This window comes from Bradyrhizobium sp. T-1, from assembly GCF_053592855.1.
Genome location: NZ_JBSGOX010000002.1, coordinates 718401 through 736906, shown reverse-complemented (window position 1 = coordinate 736906; position 18506 = coordinate 718401). Strand labels below are relative to the sequence as shown.

The following is an 18506-nucleotide window of genomic DNA, read 5'->3' as shown; positions in this document are numbered from 1 at the left end:
TGTCGGAGCCGCCAATGGATCACGGTACCACCATCAGCGGCGAGCGACTTTTTTTCAACGGCCTGCTAGAACGCGACGGACGCCCCTACGCTTGGCGGGCGTCCCCCTTCGGCGCGCGACCAAACGCTGTCTTTAGAGCGAACTCCTCTTTGCGCCCTGGGCTTCAATTCGATTCATTTTAATTTGCGCGCGCGGCCAGGTTCGGGCTGACGCTCTGGCTCATGATAGCCAGATACGATCGGTCGAACCGGGGATGCGCAGACCATTTTCGTAAAAGCGCTCTCTGGTAACGCCAAATTCGTCCATTTTCCAACGTGCGTCGGCTACCCGACATACTCGACTTCTGTAACGACCAATCTTGCAGGCGCAAACCAGCGCATGGACCCAACGCTGGCATAGAGGTTGCTGAAGGCCGTTCTAGAACGACGCATCAGACGCTTGGCAAGATCCGAGCTTCCAATCTATTCGGTCTCCAGGGAGAATGACCAAATGTACGCTTCAGCTCAACACGGCGCTAGCAGGAGCGATATCCTCACCGCTCTCGGCGATACCAAGCAGGTCGGGCGCAAGAGCTGCAGCACCTCAGGTTGTTGCGGTCAAGGAAAGTGCGGATCGCAAAAAGGGCAGGGAGATCTGCCGTCCGGACTCTGGGACAAAGTGAAGACCCATCCATGCTATAGCGAGGAGGCGCATCATCACTACGCGCGCATGCATGTCGCGGTGGCACCCGCTTGCAATATTCAGTGTAACTACTGTAATCGCAAATACGACTGCGCAAACGAGTCGCGCCCTGGCGTGGTCAGCGAGAGGCTGTCGCCCGAACAAGCTGTCAAGAAAGTACTGGCGGTCGCCTCGGCCGTCCCGCAGATGACGGTGCTCGGCATTGCTGGCCCGGGCGATCCGCTGGCGAACCCCAAAAGGACGTTCAAAACCTTCGAGCTAGTCAAGACCGCGGCCCCCGACATAAAGCTGTGCCTGTCCACAAATGGGCTTATGCTGCCGGATTACATCGACGCCATTTCCAATTTCAACGTCGACCATGTCACGATCACCATCAACACGGTCGATCCTGAGATCGGCACTCGGATCTATCCTTGGATCTTCTATAAGCACAAGCGTTACACCGGCCATGAAGCGGCTAAGATTTTGACTGAACGCCAGCTTCAGGGGCTTCAGATGCTCACCGAGCGCGGTGTCCTCACCAAAGTCAACTCTGTAATGATACCGGGGATTAACGACCATCACCTTGCGGAGGTCAACAAGGTAGTGAAATCGCGCGGCGGTTTTTTGCACAACATCATGCCGCTTATCTCCTCACCGGAGCACGGCACTGCTTTCGGCGCCAGCGGTCAGCGTGGCCCGAGCCCTCAGGAGTTGAAAGCCGTTCAAGACTCCTGCGAAGGCGAGATGATTATGATGCGGCACTGCCGTCAGTGCCGCGCTGACGCTGTCGGTCTGCTTGGCGAGAGCCGCACCGCCGAGTTCACCATCGAGAGGATCATGTCAATGGAGCTGAACTACGATATGGACACCCGTAAGGCTTACCGAGCCAAGGTCGAGAAGGAGCGCGCCGCTATGATTGTGGCAGGGCATGACGCGCTTGTCGGACTGGCGGATGTGTCAAGCGACATCAAGGTGCTGGCTGCGGTCGCGACTAAGGGCTCTGGTCTGATCAATGAGCACTTTGGCCACGCTGCGGAGTTCCAGGTTTACGAGCTCTCGAAGGCAGGGGCGAAATTCGTAGGCCACCGCCGCGTCGATGTCTATTGCCAGGGCGGCTACGGCGAGGAGGGCAGCTTGGCTTCGATTATCAGCGCAATCAATGATTGCCACGCAGTGTTCGTGGCTAAGATCGGCGCCTGCCCGAGGGAGGCCCTGATCAAGGCAGGCATCACGCCAGTCGATCAATTCGCCCATGACTTCATCGTCAAGTCGGCGATCGTGTGGTTCACAGCCTATCTGAAGAAAGTCAACAGCGGCGAGATTGCACACGTGCAGCGCATTCAGGCCGGCAGTCGCAACGCCACGGTTATTTCTGCAGCTTGAGGAGACATCAATGCCATTCAAGATCGTTTCTTCGCAATGTACGGGCTGCTCCGCCTGCGAGCTGGAATGTCCGAATGCAGCAATCTTTGAGAGGGATGGCTCTTTCGTAATCGATTCAAAGAAGTGCACTGAGTGCATCGGGCACTTCGACGAGCCGCAATGTGTGGCCGTTTGTCCTGTGGACAGAACCTGCGTCATCGATACCTCGCTACCGCGCTACCAAGCGCCTGCTAGAGGGGAAACAGCATGACCTTCATGGTCATACCGACAACGCGCCAATCGACGTCAAGAATGCCCCGCAGCGACCGCGGCATTGGAGGCAGCTTTCTGCTCGGGCGACTGCTCCCAGCCTGGCAGCCGCCCGAGCGTAACCGCTGAGCCCCGACCGGCGGGCCGGGTCGCCGAGCGGCGGCTCGAGATCCAGGAGCTACTGGAGCTCGACCCCAGCGATACAATCGACGCCAAGGTTTTGCTGAACGTGTTCGAGAGGACAGACACTATGATGAGTTATGGCGGCGTCGAGGCTCTCGACCGGAACGCCAGGTCGACGCAATCGTTGTCTGAATTGGCGGTCCATGGCGCGGGCGCCTACCAGATCAGTCGCGCTTAGGTGTACCATTGCTAGCACCGCACCGCCTTTTCCTCGCCCAGCGCCTCGACGAGGCCCACCCGCCATATTCGCGTATCGTCGCTGCGCAATCGCAGTAGGGCTCTCATTCTGGTCTTGCGTCACCTCTGCTGGGCGATCTCGTCAACAGATCCGCGGGCATCCCCTCAACGCCTGGCCGAGCAATTTGGTGTGCCGTCGCGAAACGCTCCGCATCGCGCGACGAAGATGCGAGTTCGAAAGCCGATCGAGAATGGCAGCCTGCAGCCGATCGTTGCCGGCGAGGCCGGCGAAAACTCAGATGCTAGCATGTACCGGCTAACACCGGAGCTCCCTGGAGGGATAATCAAGACGAGGCCAATGTCCACCCGGTCGTGGCCCAAGGCATTTTACGCATGGCTACCCGGCATGCTTACCTAACGCCACGCTGCAGTGCACTTGACGGCCCGCCATCCGACATCCATTTCAGCGTTACGGCTCGTGCCGTGGCTGGCGAGCTCATGGTGCGGGGCGAAAGCCATGATAGCCTCGTGCAAAACGCGCGCGGCCGCCGGCCACCCCTCCGCTGGAGCGAGGAAATGCGAGTATGAGCGACCACGTGAACGACGACGACTTTATCGAGCTAACGGCCCAGCCGTTTTTCAGCTATGGAGAGAAAGTGCGGGCAACGCGCACCATTCGAAATGATGGGACGTATGCTGGCAAGGAGATCGGCGAGGTTCTCGCTGTGAAGGGCGAGATCGGCTATGTCGTCTCGATTGGCACCTTCCTCCAGCGATTCTACATTTATGGCGTCGATTTCATCGAAAGCGGTCGCCGCGTCGGGATGAAGCGCAAGGAGCTTGATCGCGTTGCGCCGCGCGACGGCATCAGGCACGTCCAGTTACCGGACGAGTGCTGATAGTCGCGCTGGATTGACAATTGTTAGTCGCCGGCACGTAAGGGGCAGTCGATCGGCACCACGACCGCGTCTTTTCCAAGAATCGACCGACGATGTCTAGGCGCGCGCCGACCAACTAGGCGCATTATGTTGCTGACCGACACTATGCAGACCTGTCGATCCAAATCGTTGATTCCGCGGGTGGCGGTCGGTCGCCTCCCAGGCGAGAAAGCGGGCGGTACGCATGCGCTTGCGGCACGAAGGCATCACCGGATGCACATCGAAACATGAGAGGGCACACGAGCGACGCATCTACGTACGATTATTCCAGTGAGAACGTGCTTTTATGGAAGATCGCACACACGGCGGTGCTTCTGCACGGCAGGACAACGGCGGCCGGTGCACACTTCCGGCTCTTCGCTGGCCAATGGCCGGCCTGAGGCCTCGCGATCGACGCTCGCTTCAGCGCTCGTCAGCCAGGGGTAAGACCAGAATATCCCAGAGCATTGGCGTAACTAGGCGCCGCCGCATCCGACCCGGCTCGCTCTATCTCGGCTCTCGGGTTTCCCTGCCGCGGCCAGTCCAGCCATAACGTGACAGGCGTCTTCCTAAGGAAGCCGCACCATCGCTGTGCGGTCCATTGCTCGCGCCAGAAGCTCCTTCTTATCGCGCTTTGGCGAGGCGCCTGCAGTTCAGGTTGCCCGAACGTCTTCAAGCACCTGCATGATTGCAACAGCCGTTAGCGCCAGTATTCATCGCTTATCCGTGGCTTCGTCGCACTTGTCGACGACAGCGAGATGTTCGCGCCGGGAGCGCGCTTCCTGCCTTAGGCGATCGGTTTAACGCTGCGCTCCATCAAGAAGGCGCCGAACAGCAGCCGAGCAGGGTTCAGCCAGCCCACGCCCCTTTCGGGAGAGTCGGCCTCCGCCCGAGGCGAGGCTGTCGCTCTCGATTCCCGCATGCGACAGGCTCTGGGCGGCATAGCTGATCCACTTTCGTCCGTCACAGACATTGGACAATGGCTCCTTAACTGTCGCAATACCGATCTGCACCGACGCGTCTAAACGCTAGCGCCCAACCTGAAGCAACCTTTCCCCCGCCTATGGCGGCGCAGATACGCTGTGATCTTACCATGGCGGCGCTCCTTTGTCTGGATCCTCACACTGGCCTGACTTTCGTAGAGGCGACATCCCTTCCAACTTCGGCTCCGGGCGAACCACTTTGCGAGCGTACTCAGCGCCTTAGTCCGCGCGGAGCCAACGGCACACCAGTTGCACTTCGCATACAGCAACACGGTGGGAGCTGAGAGCTCGGCTGGCGGCTCCAAACTCTCCCTACCGAATCCTCGGGTCGCCGCTTCTGACGGTGGCTCAATGCGACGCGAGACTGCGCGGTGCTTTTGGCACCCGCTTAATGGAGATGAACATGTCGTCACTGAGGCAAATCGCATTTTACGGCAAAGGTGGTATCGGAAAGTCGACTACGTCCCAGAACACGCTCGCAGCGCTTGCTGAGATGGGCCACAGAATCCTTATCGTGGGATGCGATCCTAAGGCGGACTCTACGCGCTTGATCCTGCACGCTAAGGCGCAAGACACCATTCTCAGCCTCGCCGCCAGTGTCGGCAGCGTCGAAGACCTTGAGATCGAGGACGTCATGAAAATCGGATATAAGGACATCCGCTGCGTGGAGTCCGGTGGTCCAGAGCCTGGCGTCGGTTGTGCTGGGCGGGGGGTCATCACCTCCATCAATTTTCTAGAACACAACGGTGCCTATGAGGACATCGACTACGTATCCTACGACGTGCTCGGCGACGTCGTCTGCGGCGGCTTCGCAATGCCGATCCGCGAGAACAAGGCGCAGGAAATCTACATTGTGATGTCCGGCGAGATGATGGCCATGTACGCCGCCAATAACATCTCCAAAGGCATTCTGAAATACGCCCATTCAGGCGGCGTCCGTCTTGGGGGGCTTGTCTGCAACGAGCGTCAGACCGACAAGGAGCTGGAGCTAGCGGACGCGCTGGCGAAGAAGCTGGGAACTCAGCTCATCTACTTCGTGCCGCGAGACAACATCGTGCAGCATGCTGAGCTGCGCCGCATGACGGTGCTGGAGTATGCGCCGGACTCCAAGCAGGCGGATCATTATCGCAACCTTGCATCCAAGATACACAACAACGGCGGGAAGGGCGTTGTTCCGACCCCGATCAGCATGGACGAGCTGGAGGATATGCTGATGGAACACGGGATCATGAAGGCGGTAGACGAGAGCCAGATCGGCAAAACCGCGGCCCAGCCCGCGACGCCATAAGGATCCTGCCGGTCTCCTCGTCTCATGGGGCCGGCTATCCAGCGGTCTTTCCAATAGCGGCGGGGCATTTCTTGGCTGAGGTGCAAGCGAGTAACATGGAAGTGTCGAACTCTCGATCGGCTGAGCCGAGCGCCGTTGTGCAACAGGTCGGAATCGCGCTCTATCGACTGCTCACGGGCAGCAACCCAGCGGAAGCCGAAATCAGCGCCGACGATGATTTCGATCGTCATGCACTGGCCTCAATCCTGGTCGCTGCCGCGTTGGATGGCGGCTCGATCGTAGAACGCGTTGGAATTCCAGAGCATGCCCTGAGAAAACTGCTCGCCGGCTTTTTCCCGGCGGCCGCGGCCCGCGCCTTCACATGGATACCAAACTCATCCTCCGACGTCCATGACGAAACCGCTGTCCTGCGCGAGCTCCTGCTCGCGCAGCGTTCGACTGCCGGCGACGTCGGCCATTGGCTCGCGGCAATGGTAGCGCGACGTGCAATGGAGCCTCACCACCTCTGGCAGGATCTCGGGCTGCGCGGGCGTACGGAGCTGTCCCGTCTCCTGACGCGCCATTTCGCGCCACTGGCCCGCCGGAACACCGGGAATATGCGTTGGAAGCGCTTCTTCTATCGCGTGCTCTGCGAACGCGATAGTTTAGGTATGTGCAGGGCGCCAGTCTGCACCCAATGCGCCGATTTTGGTCGTTGCTTTGGCGAAGAGAGCGGTGAGAGCCGCCTGGTCGAACGCAAGCTGTAGCTGAGGTGGCACGTGCATTGCTCACTTCGATGATTGGAATGAATATGGAAAGACCCAGATGACGGCACCCCGCCCGACACCATCAGACCTTGATCAGTCCCGATCTCTCGTCGACCAACAACATCATCTCGACCGATGGCACACCAAGCGCCAACCTCCAGAAAGCAAGACGGTGCCGATCGCATCAGCGCTAATTTCCGCAAGCATCAACAACGCCACAGCTTCATGGGGAAGTGACGGCCTTGCGCGAACACCGGTCCGTCGTGCCAGCCAACTCGTCCGACGACGGTCGGCTCCGGACTACCAGCATCGGCCACTGTTGCCGACGCCCGGAGTGAGCGCGCCGATGCGGACTCGCGGCGTGCAGATCGCCACCAATTAGATCGCACCGGGCCGGACGTTGAGGCGCAACGCTCGCTCGGCATATCAGCGCACCCGCGAAGCAGACCCGGCCGGTAGAGACCGCAGAGTATGAAGGAACTTGAATGTCTGATGGAATTATCGCGCGCCTCAGCAAAGCCGCTTCTGCCGAAGAGTTCTTCGCTCTGTTAGGCGTCGACTACGATCCTAAAGTGGTCAACGTTGCGCGGCTGCACATTCTCAGGCGCATGGGCGAATATCTTGCTAAGGAGAGCCTTAGCGATCTGGCGGACGACAGCGTTGCTAAACGGTGCAAACTCGTGCTTGAGCGCGCATATTCAGATTTCGTCACGTCACCGCCGATTGAACAGCGCGTGTTCAAGGTCTTAAAGGACGCCGCGCCCGACACCAAGCCTGTACCCGTACTAGTGCAGATTGGTAACGAAATTGAACTGCCCTCTGTCGGACTGGCTACGCCTAGTCGCAGCGGCGTACTGCCCTCCGGGCGCCTAGCGGTTACACCCGAAACCTCCGCCGACTGAAACGTTCTCGTTCTCGTTGGTGTGATTGCCATTCCACTCTGAACTGTTTTGGGGAGATTAGTCTTGGAGAAGATCATGCACTTGCTCGTTTGCATCAAGCAGGTTCCAGACTCCGGACAGATCCGCGTGCATCCCGTGACAAATACCATCATGCGTCAGGGCGTGCCGACCATCATCAACCCGTACGATCTCTTTGCATTGGAAGCTGCCCTTGAGCTACGCGATCAGTTCGGCGGCGAAGTCACGGTGTTGACTATGGGCCCCCCTTCTGCCGAGGACAGTCTTCGCAAGGCGCTCACCTTCGGCGCGGATCGTGCGGTGCTCCTGACCGATCGCTTTTTCGCGGGCGCGGACACCCTAGCCACAACCTACGCTTTGGCGACAGCGATCCGTAGGATCTCGAGCGAGTTCGGCGCCCCTGACATTGTCTTCACAGGAAAGCAGACCATCGATGGAGACACCGCACAGGTCGGCCCTGGCATCGCAAAACGGCTTGGCCTGTTTCAGCTCACCTATGTTGGCAAGATCAGCGCACTGGACTTGCATGCCCGCACCATCGACGTCGAGCGACGCTCTGAGGGTGGCGTCCAGTTGCTTCGGACACGGCTCCCCTGCCTGGTCACGATGCTCGAAGCGACGAACCAGATCCGCCGCGGTGCGATGGCTGATGCGCTGCGCGCTGCCCGCGCGACGATCCTGAAATGGAGCGCGCAACAGGCGGGGGTTGATGACATTTCACAATGCGGCTTGCGGGGCTCGCCCACCGTCGTCAAGCGCGTTTTCGCACCAGCCGCCCGCAACGAGAAGGCCACGATGATAGAGCCTGACGAGCAGCCCGCGGAGGCATTGATCAACGCTATTTTCAGGTGCCGGCCGGCCCTCGAGATCGAGCTCGCGGCACTGGCGCGCGGCTATTGAGCTAAAGAAAGGCGCAACATGAATACCGCATCTGAAATCGGCGCTTCCCCTTCGAGTCGCGCCGCGGCTAAGAAGCAGCTGTCTGACCGCTTCAAGACCTACAAACATGTGTGGGTCTTCATCGAGCAAGAACGCGGCCAGGTCCACTCTGTATCCTGGGAGCTAATGGGCGTTGGCCGCAAGCTTGCTGACAAGCTCAAAGTTGATCTCGCCGCAGTGGTGATCGGGCAAGAGGGCGAGGCATCGCAGGCCGCCGCTACCGAGTCGTTCTGCTACGGAGCCGACCTTGTCTATATGGTCGCCGATGATCTGCTCAAGGACTATCGCAACGAATCCTATATCAAGGCGCTCACCAAGCTCGTCAATAGCTACAAGCCCGAGATCTTGCTCCTAGGCGCGACCACTCTAGGCCGCGACCTAGCAGGTTCAGTCGCAACGACATTGCGCACTGGTCTGACTGCCGATTGCACAGAGCTCGACGTCGATGCCGACGGTTCCCTCGCCGCGACGCGTCCGACCTTTGGCGGCTCGCTGCTATGCACGATCTATACGCTGAACTACCGTCCGCAGATGGCTACAGTCCGGCCGCGCGTGATGCCTGTGCCAGAACGCTGCGCGCGCCCGATCGGCCGCATCATCACCCTCCCGCTTGGACTTGTCGAGGACGATATCGTAACGAAGGTGCTGTCGTTCCTACCGGATCGCGATTCCGCACGATCCAATCTCGCTTATGCCGATGTTGTCGTTGCCGGAGGCCTCGGCCTTGGTTCGTCTGAAAACTTCCGGCTCGTGCGCCGGCTCGCCGACGTGCTAGGTGCCGAGTTTGGCTGCTCGCGCCCCCTGGTGCAAAAGGGTTGGGTCACATCCGACCGGCAAATTGGCCAAACCGGCAAAACCATCAGGCCAAAGCTCTACATCGCCGCCGGAATCTCCGGAGCCATTCAGCACCGCGTCGGTGTCGACGGCGCCGACCTTATCGTCGCCATCAACACCGAAAGGAACGCGCCTATCTTCGAGTTCTCGCATTTAGGCATTGTCGAGGACGCGATCCGGTTGCTGCCAATCCTGACCGAGGCGTTTCGCGCCCGGCTGTCGCCGCATTCGCGCGACCGGATCGCAGGATAGGACAAGGAGAGACCTCGTGACCGCGGAAACATTTGACATCATCGTCGTCGGGGCAGGTATGGCCGGCAATGCAGCGGCGCTCACGCTTGCCAAGCACGGCCTGAAGGTTCTTCAGCTCGAGCGTGGCGAATATCCCGGGTCGAAGAACGTGCAGGGTGCGATCCTCTATGCCGATATGCTGGAGGCGCTTGTCGCTAACTTTCGACAAGACGCGCCGCTTGAGCGGCATCTGGTCGAACAGCGCTTCTGGATGATGGATGACCGCTCTCACACCGGCCTGCACTACCGCTCCGACGACTTCAACGAAGAAAGGCCGAACCGCTATACTATCATCCGCGCTCAGTTCGATAGGTGGTTCTCGCAGAAAGTTCGCGAAGCTGGCGCCACGGTGCTATGCGAGACAACGGCAACCGAACTAATGCAAGATGCTAACGGCAAGGTGGTGGGTGTGCGGACTGACCGCGCCGATGGCGAGATCCATGCTGGCGCGGTGGTCCTCGCGGAAGGCGTCAACGGCCTTCTTGGCACGCGGGCCGGCGTACGCAAGCGGCCTACGCCGGACACGGTCGCACTCGCCGTGAAGGAGATGCACTTCCTACCGCGCGAAGTTATCGAGGCCCGCTTCAATCTTAAGGGCGATGAAGGGCTCGTCATTGAGGCTGCGGGCACCATCTCCCGCGGCATGACAGGCATGGGCTTCATCTACACCAATAAGGAATGCATCTCCCTTGGCATCGGATGCCTGGTCGCGCACTTCACAAGCACCGGGGAAACACCGTATGGTCTGCTCGATCGCTTCAAGCGGCATCCTTCGGTCGCTCCGCTGATCGAGGGATCGGAAGTCAAGGAATATGCCGCTCACCTCATTCCCGAGGGTGGCTTCAAGGCCATTCCGCAGCTATATGGCGAGGGCTGGGTCGTCGTAGGCGACGCCGCTCAACTCAACAACGCTATGCATCGCGAGGGCTCAAACCTCGCAATGACATCGGGGCGACTCGCGGCCGAAGCGATCATCCAAGTCAAGTCGCGCGGCGCCCCAATGACAGCGACGAATCTGTCAATTTACAAGACGATGTTGGACCATTCGTTTGTCATTAGGGACCTAAGGAAGTACAAAGACATGCCCGCGCTGATGCACACCTACTCCCGGAACTTTTTTCTGACATATCCGGAGCTCGTCTCGGAATCGATGCAGAATTTCTTGCGGGTCGACGGGACACCAAAGGCCGAAAAGGAAAAGCAATCACTAAACTCCTTCGTCAAGAGCCGTTCGTGGAGCGGCCTGCTCGGTGATGCCGTTCGCCTCGCGCGCGCTTGGCGGTAACGCTTCTCTCACACCCCCATGAGGGCTAACCATGTCGACCGACCGATCCGCGCGCGTCGAGGACAGGCTATTCTACAACCGCTACCTGCTTGATCCTGGGCACCCTCACATCAAGGTGCGGCCACACACGATGCCATCCTCGGAGCTCGTGAGCATGCTGACAACCTGCCCGGCTCACTGCTATGTAGCTAACGACAAGCACCAGATAGAAGTCGCCGTGGACGGCTGCATCGAGTGCGGCACTTGCCGCGTGATCTGCGAGGAGAGAGGTGACATCGAGTGGAGCTATCCGCGAGGTGGTTACGGCGTACTGTTCAAGTTTGGCTAATAATTCGGCTCAACGTAGCTGTGATCTTTCAGGAAGTGCCCATCCGTTCTGAACCGAGAAAGCTGAGTTTCCGAAGCTGCAGTGTTCTGGGAGAGACCGGATGAACACCCACAAGAATGCGCCGTTGATGCCCAAAGGTCGATAGGCGATGCTGCGGAGGAGTAGGCTGCCGCAAGCCGATGGCTGACCTGTGAAACATCTTGCCGAAGACGATTGAAAATAGGTCAAGCGGTTCCGCGCGGAAGGTGTTGCTTGGTTGCGCAATCGCTCCTCCAGACCCTTTCGTCGCCAAGTCCCGCCAGCCACATGTGCAGGCTTCGACGCATTGCGCCGACATCTACACCGGCACGCAGATCGCCGACCAGGTCGAAGTGTCGACGGCCGCCGTCAGCCATCCTCGTCGCTTAGAATTGAACCGGATCGCGAGGAGCTGACTGAGCGGGGAAGGCCGATATGAGCGTGAAAGCCCAGGCGAGATCATTCACATCGACATCATAACGCTGTGGCGTTTTTGGAGGGATCGGAGACGGCATTACCCGGCGCTCCCAGCCCGTCTACATTGACGACCACTCCCGTGTCGCCTTTTCCGAGATCAAGCCATTGGCGCCCAAGGGACGCTGCTGCCTTTCGGACGTCCCTAAGACCCGCGCGGCATTTTTGGTTCGGCGTGCAATAGACGTGTTTCTGTTGCCTAACCTCGTCTGCAATGTCCCCGGCCGCGCGCCGCAAGCCGTCCATCACCGGAACAGTTGCGCCCCTCCACGTGCTCAACGCCGCGGGATTTGGTTACGCGAAGAAGTACTCACACCATGATCGCGCAATCATCAAAACCTCCGGCCTGCTGATGTTGCCATTCAGAGAGACATTTTCTCTTTCTTAAATTGACCATTGACCCATTTCTGTCGTCTCCCCTAAGAAGCGCAGCTGCAACGAATGCGGATTGAACACAACCGGGGATCGCAGATGAGCCACATATCTCAAGCGCCCAGTGCGCGAGTGACGATTCCGCTCCTTCAACAATGGAAGGAGGAACGGCGGCGCATAACGATGACCACCGCCTATGACGCCGTGACAGCGCGGATTGCCGATTCCATCGTCGATATCCTCCTCGTGGGCGACAGCGTCGGCAATGTCTGTCTCGGCTACGACAATACCCTTCCGGTCAGCATGCCGATGATGAACTATCATCTGGAGGCTGTCGCGCGCACAAGACCTCGTGCGCTGCTCGTGGCTGATATGCCGTTTCTCAGCTTCCATGTCAGCCCGCAGGAAACTATCCGCAACGCAGGTGGCTTCCTGCAACGGGGAGCAGATGCCGTCAAGCTGGAAGGGGGCGCCAAGCGCATCGACATGATACGCGCGCTGGTCCAATGCGAAATCCCGGTGATGGGACACCTCGGCCTCACCCCGCAAAGCGTCAACGTCATGGGCGGCTTCAGGGTGCAGGGTCGCACGAGCGAGGCTGCATTGCAACTGCTCGAGGACGCGCACCGGTTAGAGCAAGCGGGATGCTTTGCGCTCGTGCTCGAGGGCATTCCGGCCGAGCTTGCAGCGCGTGTGACCGAGATCCTGAAGATTCCGACCATTGGGATCGGCGCGGGAGCGAAATGTTCGGGCCAGGTACTCGTGTTCCACGACGTGGTCGGATTGACGGAGGGGCACCGGCCGAAATTCGTGCGCCCCTATTCGAACGGATTTCAGGTCTTGCAGGATGCCCTCGCAAGCTGGGCGACCGATGTCCGGGAGGGCACATTTCCGGACGCTCAGGAGTCCTACCGTTTGCCGGAATCCCTGGCGGAGGTCGTCGCAAACTGGACGCCAGGCGAGCGGGACGGAATTTAGCGTCGTGCGCACCATAAAAACCGTCCGCGAGCTGCGCCGCGCCCTCGCTGGTCACAAACCGAATGGTCGCGTCGGATTTGTGCCCACAATGGGATACCTGCACGATGGTCATCTCGCGCTTGTTAAAGCGAGCCGGGCACGCTGCAACACCACGGTCGTCAGCATCTTCGTCAACCCGGCCCAGTTTGGCCCGAAGGAAGATCTCAGCGTGTATCCACGGGACTTCCCCCGAGACGAACGACTGTGCCGCGAGGCTGACGTCGATATTATCTTTGCTCCCGGGGCGGAGGAAGTGTATCGGTCGGGGTTCGACACCTTTGTCGAACCGGGTGCACCGGCACAGCCCCTCTGTGGCCCGTTCAGGCCCGGCCACTTTCGGGGTGTTACGACCGTCGTCTGCAAGCTGTTCAACATGGTGCAGCCTGATCTGGCGTTCTTCGGACAAAAGGACTTTCAGCAATGTGCCGTAGTGCGGCGGATGGTCACCGATCTCAATCTCCCGATCGAAATCGTCACCGTCCCGACGGTTCGCGATCCGGACGGGCTCGCCATGAGCAGCCGGAACCGCTATCTCAGCGCTCCTGAACGCAGCAGCGCCCTTTCCATCAGCCGCGGCCTTTTCGCAGCAAAGGCTGTCTTTCAGGCAGGCGAGCGCGATTCCATCCGGCTGTTGTCACTCGCCAGGCAGACTATAGAGATCGACGAGCTGCAATACCTGGAAATCGTCGATGCCGAAACGCTCACGCCAGCTACAAGCGAGCTGACGCGTCCTGCTGCGATTTGTGTCGCAGGTTATGTTGGCTCAACCCGGCTGATCGACAACATCCTGCTCGATACCACGGAGGCTCGCAGGCTGACCGCGCGGTGATAAGCGAGCACGATCTCCGTCGCGCCAGGAGGCAGGGCGGTGCTCCAGCGCGCGTGCTGATCCCAGCCGCGCTCACTGCGATGATGTTGCAGCTCGTTCGACCTTTTGCACCTTGAGTGCACGACGCTTCATTGTCGCCGTCAGCTTTTTTGCTTTTGCCGGGCGAGGTTTCTTTGGAAAAACGATGCCGGCTTGAGATAGCTCCTTCGGTCCGCGCTTCGTCATCATCATTCTCCGAACATATCTGGTTGATTTCGGGACGGCGCCGCAGCAGCTAACGCCGCACACCTGGCCGCTCGCCAGCTCGCGGCGGTGAAGCTGGATGTCGCGCGCCGCCTGGCGCGCTGAGCAGCAAAAACAAAGCCCTGTTAGCCTCATACCGGGCGGCCAGCCGGCTACGTTTTGAACCTGCCATGACCAGCATCCCTTCATCCGTCGAGAGCGACCAGAACCAGCCGCGGCCACGGCGAGTGAGCAAAATCTCATAATAGGGAAAACGGTCGGACATCGAATCCATTGTTCGTCTGCGCGCGGCGAGTTCCGGACCACCCGCTCGGCCGCGCCTGCCTAGCGGATGGGTTCACATCCAACCGTTGGGGGGCGTGCTGAACAGCTGGATCGGCCTGTTGCAATCCCGCTGCGGTGAAAATCATCAACAAATCCCAGTTCAACGCCGAATTCCGCCAGGACAGCCGGGTCCGTTCTTGCCCCTAGTTGCGCAATGTCGTCCGTGTTCGTTGACACCCGGCCTGGGTGCGTCATCCGGGCTAACAGTTTATATTGTCCTACTTTCAGACGAAAGATCAAATTTGCAACGTGCCTGCTCGTGCCCTTATTTTCCTTCACGTTTTCGGAGTCGCCCGTGTTGGACCCAGCGACGAGTGTCCTTCTCCGCGCCGTGCTTGATGAGGTCTGCCAGGAGATCTCCCGCAGTGAAACTGGCCTTCGTGCCCATGTCGCCTCCAAGTTGATCGAAGCCGCAACCAAGGGTGAGACAACAGCGGAGCGCCTAAGGCAGGTCGCGCTTGAGGCACTTCGCTCGACGCCGACGATGTGGCGCTAGGGAAGGGCGTGGCTGTGACTTTCAAGGTTCGTGTTGAACATCCTGGCCACCGGCAAAGACGGCCTCGCACAGATGCCGGATCTCAAGCAAATATACCAGGTTTAGCTACGGTGGATCCGATTAGGCCAAGCGCTCGAGAAGAATGATCGCATACTTGAGCTAGCCTTTTCTCAGAAGTTGATCGAGCGCATCGATCGAGATAGCGCGTCACCGAACAGAGCCCCGTGCCCTGGAGGCGATGGAAGTAAAGTCGCCTGCTGTCAGCGAGGGCACCAATATCAACAGCGCTTTTCTCGATGCGATTGTAGCTGGCGAGCCGCAGCGCATGACAACAAGCAAGCCGGTGTTCTAGCGACGCCTTTGGCTGCACGCGGATGGAGCCGGTCGCCAAGGCGGCCGGCAGCGGCCCGCACGTCTGCATCTAAACGCATCATACGCTCGTGAAGGTAAGATCGTGCTGAGGGGAAATTTAGCTAGGCCTTCCGGCCTTCTGAGGTTGGAGCGCGCTAATTTTGCTCGGGCGCATCTCATGCCTCGCCCTGGTTATTGGAACATGCTGGCTTCTGGGCGGTTCAATGAAAGGGCCCTTGTGCCCCCACGGTCCTGCCGCATACCCCCAAAGCCCCCCAAAGGCGGGACCGTGCCCCCGCGGAGTCCGCCATGGCATTCCCGACCGAAGAGCAGATCAAAAACAAGGCCCACGAGCTCTGGGAGAAAGCAGGCAGGCCGGAAGGGCGCGAACTCGAATTCTGGCATCAAGCCGAACGCGAGCTGCAGGAGCAGGCAGAGCGCGGCGCTCCGGAAAATGGCTCGCCTGACGCGATTTAGCCGCCGCCGTTTGGCACTCTCTACACGGGATCATGTTGTGCGTGCCCGCAAGACCGCCCGAGCGGAGTGAGCGACGAGCAGACGGGTGGAAACGGTTCGGCCGGGTTATTCGTCAACGTCAACTCTCATCTCGCGTGAGCTCTGCACGTCTGATTGGACGGGCCTCAAACCGCTGGCCATTCAGATCCACGTCCGTCTTCCTCTTCTTCAATGCCGGTCGTTGTCGATGGCGTCGTTCGTTCCGCGCTCGCTCGGCATGTTTTCTGGCTTGGAGCGCGGATCAATCGCTCACGCGCACATTAAAGCGCGATGAGAATGAGATGAATCCTCGTCGCGCTTTAGGTTATTGTTTGAGCCTCCGAAAACCGCTGCACACTTCTCGGGATCATGCTCTAGAAGTTTTCAGTGTTTTGGCAGTGGTGAGGATAACCCGAGCAGCCCCAGAATTTGAAATGGGTTGTGTGATTCTCCCGGATTTTCATAGAGCGACCGCAGGCGGGGCAGGTCTTGCGAGCAAATACCCGCTGGTCCTTCGCCAGCGTCATGATCCTGACTTCGCCGGCGCCGCTGGCGGCGAGTGTCCGGACACATTCCCCGGTGGTCTCCCCGGTCGTGTAGACATCGTCGATCAGCAAGATCTTGTTATTGTTCCATCTGAAATTAGAATGGAAAGCGCCTTTGATTGCTTCGGCGCGCTCCAGCGAATTCATCTGCTTGTAGCCCTCGATTTCCTTGACGACACGCAGGCCCTTCAGCTCCAGTTCGATGTCCTCATCGAAATGATCTGCTGCCTCATTGAGCAGCAATTCAAAGCGATTGCGCTGTTGAGAAGGCTTCATCGGAACCGGCACAACATAGTCCGGTGCCCAGTCGAGGGTTGCGATGGCTCGACCTACGGCCTCACCGAGAATCTTGGCGTGGGTATCATCACTCTTCAGCGACAACACGGCTGCGCTCACGCTTCGCCAATATAGCCGCGGCCAGGAATGTTCGCGTCTCAGCAAGGTGGATGCCTTCGACATGAAGACGTCCGGTGCACTGGAGGAAAGCTCGAAGATTGACGTAGGCCCCCATCGGACCGCAACAGAAGTCACCCCGGCATGGTAACTGGCTTCGATGTCACCGACATCATCACCGATGTAGAGCGTTTCCGTCGTCGCAGCCACGCCGACACGACGTAGCGCTTCCAGGATCGGCTCGGGGTCGGGTTTGTGGTTCTGGGTATTGCCGTAGCTGACCAGCACGTCGTAAGGGATGCGGAATTGCTGGAGGACTGAAGTCGCGTACCATTCAGGCGAAGAGGTGACGATGCCGATCCTCTGTCCGTCCGCCCTGAGAAGGGCGGGAAGCTCATGAGGCGCCGCGCGGCCTTGCGCGGGGAACGGCCGGATCAGATGCATATTCTGCCGGACATTGTCCCACATCTGAAAGCGACGTTGCTGCGCAATGGCCGAGCTATCGAAAAGCGTCATGTCGAGGTCAAACAGGAACATCCCAGCCGTTAGAGCATCGACATCTGCGTGGGTGACGACGGCGGAGCGACTGTTTGGGTTTCGCCACCAGCCAAGCGGCTTTCCAATAAGCCAAGCATGGAGGCGTAGTCTTCCTTGCTGGCTAGCGGCACAGCCACCGGGCGGTTGCCATACCTCTCGGCGAGTATGCGTCGGTAGTCACCTTCAGCCCGCACAGCTTCGGCGAAGCGGCTCGCGGGCAACTGCGTCATGGCCAAGATGCCCTGGCTCTTAGGCTCTGTGGCATGACGGCCCTGCGGCACTGGCGCAAACAGCACGCGGTCCTGTTGGATCGTGAAGCGCACCGTGTGCATCGAGCCGCCCTTGATGTCTGTCTGCATGACAAAGGTTGCTATCGAAAGCCCGCTTTGCAGGCGATCGCGCTGCACAAGATTGCGCGGGGATGGCGGCACGCCGAAAGGCTGCTCGCTGATCAGCGCGCCATCCTTTTCCAGAATCTCTTCGGCGAGCTTGCTATTCTGCTTCGGGTAAATGCCCTCAAGACCACCCGCCATCACAGCGACGGTCCGCCCGCCGTGATGCAATGCGCTTTGGTGGCTCAACGTATCGACGCCGATCGCAAGGCCACTCACGATCGCCCAATTGGCGCCGACCAGTGTCTCCACGATCCTATCGCTGACGATTTCGCCGAATTCGGACGGCTCGCGCGTGCCGATGCAAGCGACGCTGCGGCGCGGCGGAAGCTGGCCCTTCACAAACAGGATGGGCGGGCGATCGGCAAGAGAGCGCAGAGCCACTGGATAATCCGTATCGAAGATCGACAGAACACGCACCCCACGCCGATCCGCCTCGTCGAGCACTCGCTGTGCCTTCTCGCTGGCTTTAACAATGGCGGCGGGCTCCTGAAGGCATTCAGCCACCGCGGCCGAAACGACCGATCGAAGCTTCGCAGGCTCGGCGCCCAAAATCGCTTCAAGAAGCGAGAATCGTTCAGCGAGACGCTCGGCCGTAGCAGGGCCGATACCGCGCAAAGCGGTGAGTGTGAGAATGCCGGCTGCAGTTCGTGTCTCGGTGCCAATCATCGCATTCAACGCCTTTCAAATTGCCCTACTTCGGCGTTCTAGAACGACAGTCTCTCTTAAGGACGAGGATGAACGAGTCCGAGGTTAACGCAGTAAATGGCGAGCACCCTAGGAGATCGGCGGCGGCGAAGGATCAAGATTGCCGTGAACACGAACTTGCGCTTG

The 18506-nt window shown here is 59.4% G+C and carries 16 protein-coding genes and 1 pseudogene; 14 read left to right on the top strand and 3 right to left on the bottom strand.

Annotation, left to right across the window (positions count from 1 at the left end; genetic code table 11):
* Positions 1-489 precede the first annotated feature (489 nt).
* From nifB to panC, 13 genes and pseudogenes are all read left to right on the top strand, one after another.
* On the top strand, positions 490-2046 hold the full coding sequence (nifB, locus tag ACWAT4_RS42870) for a nitrogenase cofactor biosynthesis protein NifB (RefSeq protein ID WP_128929927.1): 1557 nt from the start codon (positions 490-492) through the stop codon (positions 2044-2046).
* Between the two features lie 10 nt (positions 2047-2056).
* Entirely contained in the window at positions 2057-2296 is a 240-nt protein-coding gene (locus tag ACWAT4_RS42865) for a 4Fe-4S binding protein (RefSeq protein ID WP_128929928.1), read from the top strand.
* 943 nt (positions 2297-3239) lie between these two features.
* Positions 3240-3554 carry a nitrogen fixation protein NifZ gene (locus ACWAT4_RS42860; RefSeq protein ID WP_128929929.1) on the top strand — a complete coding sequence of 105 codons (315 nt, stop codon included), beginning with the start codon at positions 3240-3242 and terminating at the stop codon, positions 3552-3554.
* A 1404-nt stretch (positions 3555-4958) separates the two neighbouring features.
* Entirely contained in the window at positions 4959-5843 is an 885-nt protein-coding gene (gene nifH / locus ACWAT4_RS42855; protein WP_128929930.1) for a nitrogenase iron protein, read from the top strand.
* A gap of 95 nt (positions 5844-5938) precedes the next feature.
* Positions 5939-6589, top strand: a complete 651-nt coding sequence (locus tag ACWAT4_RS42850) for a nitrogen fixation protein NifQ (RefSeq protein ID WP_128929931.1) — start codon at positions 5939-5941, stop codon at positions 6587-6589.
* 485 nt (positions 6590-7074) lie between these two features.
* Positions 7075-7386, top strand: a pseudogene (gene nifW, locus ACWAT4_RS42845) (nitrogenase stabilizing/protective protein NifW); the annotation flags it as partial.
* A 180-nt stretch (positions 7387-7566) separates the two neighbouring features.
* A complete protein-coding gene (locus ACWAT4_RS42840) occupies positions 7567-8409 on the top strand; it encodes an electron transfer flavoprotein subunit beta/FixA family protein (RefSeq protein WP_128955188.1) in 843 nt (280 codons plus the stop codon).
* Between the two features lie 18 nt (positions 8410-8427).
* Positions 8428-9534 carry an electron transfer flavoprotein subunit alpha/FixB family protein gene (locus tag ACWAT4_RS42835; RefSeq protein WP_128929933.1) on the top strand — a complete coding sequence of 369 codons (1107 nt, stop codon included), beginning with the start codon at positions 8428-8430 and terminating at the stop codon, positions 9532-9534.
* Positions 9509-10858 (top strand): FAD-dependent oxidoreductase, encoded by a 1350-nt coding sequence (locus ACWAT4_RS42830; protein WP_283810024.1) that lies wholly within the window; start codon positions 9509-9511, stop codon positions 10856-10858. The genes ACWAT4_RS42835 and ACWAT4_RS42830 overlap by 26 nt, the downstream gene beginning before the upstream one ends.
* 31 nt (positions 10859-10889) lie before the next feature.
* Entirely contained in the window at positions 10890-11186 is a 297-nt protein-coding gene (locus tag ACWAT4_RS42825; RefSeq protein WP_128929935.1) for a ferredoxin family protein, read from the top strand.
* 200 nt (positions 11187-11386) lie between these two features.
* Positions 11387-11620, top strand: a complete 234-nt coding sequence (locus ACWAT4_RS42820) for a hypothetical protein (RefSeq protein ID WP_128929936.1) — start codon at positions 11387-11389, stop codon at positions 11618-11620.
* Between the two features lie 529 nt (positions 11621-12149).
* Positions 12150-13028, top strand: a complete 879-nt coding sequence (panB, locus tag ACWAT4_RS42815) for a 3-methyl-2-oxobutanoate hydroxymethyltransferase (RefSeq protein ID WP_128929937.1) — start codon at positions 12150-12152, stop codon at positions 13026-13028.
* A 4-nt stretch (positions 13029-13032) separates the two neighbouring features.
* A complete protein-coding gene (gene panC, locus ACWAT4_RS42810; RefSeq protein ID WP_164934262.1) occupies positions 13033-13896 on the top strand; it encodes a pantoate--beta-alanine ligase in 864 nt (287 codons plus the stop codon).
* Positions 13897-13968: 72 nt separating this feature from the next.
* Here the strand turns inward: panC and ACWAT4_RS42805 are convergent, their stop codons facing one another.
* A complete protein-coding gene (locus ACWAT4_RS42805) occupies positions 13969-14127 on the bottom strand; it encodes a hypothetical protein (RefSeq protein WP_164939081.1) in 159 nt (52 codons plus the stop codon).
* 1492 nt (positions 14128-15619) lie between these two features.
* Here ACWAT4_RS42805 and ACWAT4_RS42800 point away from each other — a divergent pair.
* Entirely contained in the window at positions 15620-15787 is a 168-nt protein-coding gene (locus tag ACWAT4_RS42800) for a DUF2934 domain-containing protein (protein WP_128929940.1), read from the top strand.
* Between the two features lie 392 nt (positions 15788-16179).
* Here ACWAT4_RS42800 and ACWAT4_RS42795 read toward each other — a convergent pair whose 3' ends face one another.
* On the bottom strand, positions 16180-17280 hold the full coding sequence (locus tag ACWAT4_RS42795) for an HAD-IA family hydrolase (protein WP_128929941.1): 1101 nt from the start codon (positions 17278-17280) through the stop codon (positions 16180-16182).
* Positions 17281-17288: 8 nt separating this feature from the next.
* Positions 17289-18341, bottom strand: coding sequence for a DNA-processing protein DprA (locus ACWAT4_RS42790; RefSeq protein ID WP_128929942.1), 1053 nt, complete (start codon positions 18339-18341; stop codon positions 17289-17291).
* Between the last annotated feature and the right edge of the window lie 165 nt (positions 18342-18506).

Excerpts from the sequence above, each read along its gene's own strand:
- ACWAT4_RS42835 (WP_128929933.1), top strand. The coding sequence starts at position 8,428 with ATGAATACCGCATCTGAAATCGGCGCTTCCCCTTCGAGTCGCGCCGCG.
- nifH (WP_128929930.1), top strand. The coding sequence starts at position 4,959 with ATGTCGTCACTGAGGCAAATCGCATTTTACGGCAAAGGTGGTATCGGA.
- ACWAT4_RS42805 (WP_164939081.1), bottom strand. The coding sequence starts at position 14,127 with ATGATGATGACGAAGCGCGGACCGAAGGAGCTATCTCAAGCCGGCATC.
- ACWAT4_RS42860 (WP_128929929.1), top strand. The coding sequence starts at position 3,240 with ATGAGCGACCACGTGAACGACGACGACTTTATCGAGCTAACGGCCCAG.
- ACWAT4_RS42800 (WP_128929940.1), top strand. The coding sequence starts at position 15,620 with ATGGCATTCCCGACCGAAGAGCAGATCAAAAACAAGGCCCACGAGCTC.
- nifB (WP_128929927.1), top strand. The coding sequence starts at position 490 with ATGTACGCTTCAGCTCAACACGGCGCTAGCAGGAGCGATATCCTCACC.
- ACWAT4_RS42795 (WP_128929941.1), bottom strand. The coding sequence starts at position 17,280 with ATGTTCCTGTTTGACCTCGACATGACGCTTTTCGATAGCTCGGCCATT.
- ACWAT4_RS42825 (WP_128929935.1), top strand. The coding sequence starts at position 10,890 with ATGTCGACCGACCGATCCGCGCGCGTCGAGGACAGGCTATTCTACAAC.
- ACWAT4_RS42865 (WP_128929928.1), top strand. The coding sequence starts at position 2,057 with ATGCCATTCAAGATCGTTTCTTCGCAATGTACGGGCTGCTCCGCCTGC.
- ACWAT4_RS42790 (WP_128929942.1), bottom strand. The coding sequence starts at position 18,341 with ATGATTGGCACCGAGACACGAACTGCAGCCGGCATTCTCACACTCACC.
- ACWAT4_RS42840 (WP_128955188.1), top strand. The coding sequence starts at position 7,567 with ATGCACTTGCTCGTTTGCATCAAGCAGGTTCCAGACTCCGGACAGATC.
- panB (WP_128929937.1), top strand. The coding sequence starts at position 12,150 with ATGAGCCACATATCTCAAGCGCCCAGTGCGCGAGTGACGATTCCGCTC.
- ACWAT4_RS42850 (WP_128929931.1), top strand. The coding sequence starts at position 5,939 with ATGGAAGTGTCGAACTCTCGATCGGCTGAGCCGAGCGCCGTTGTGCAA.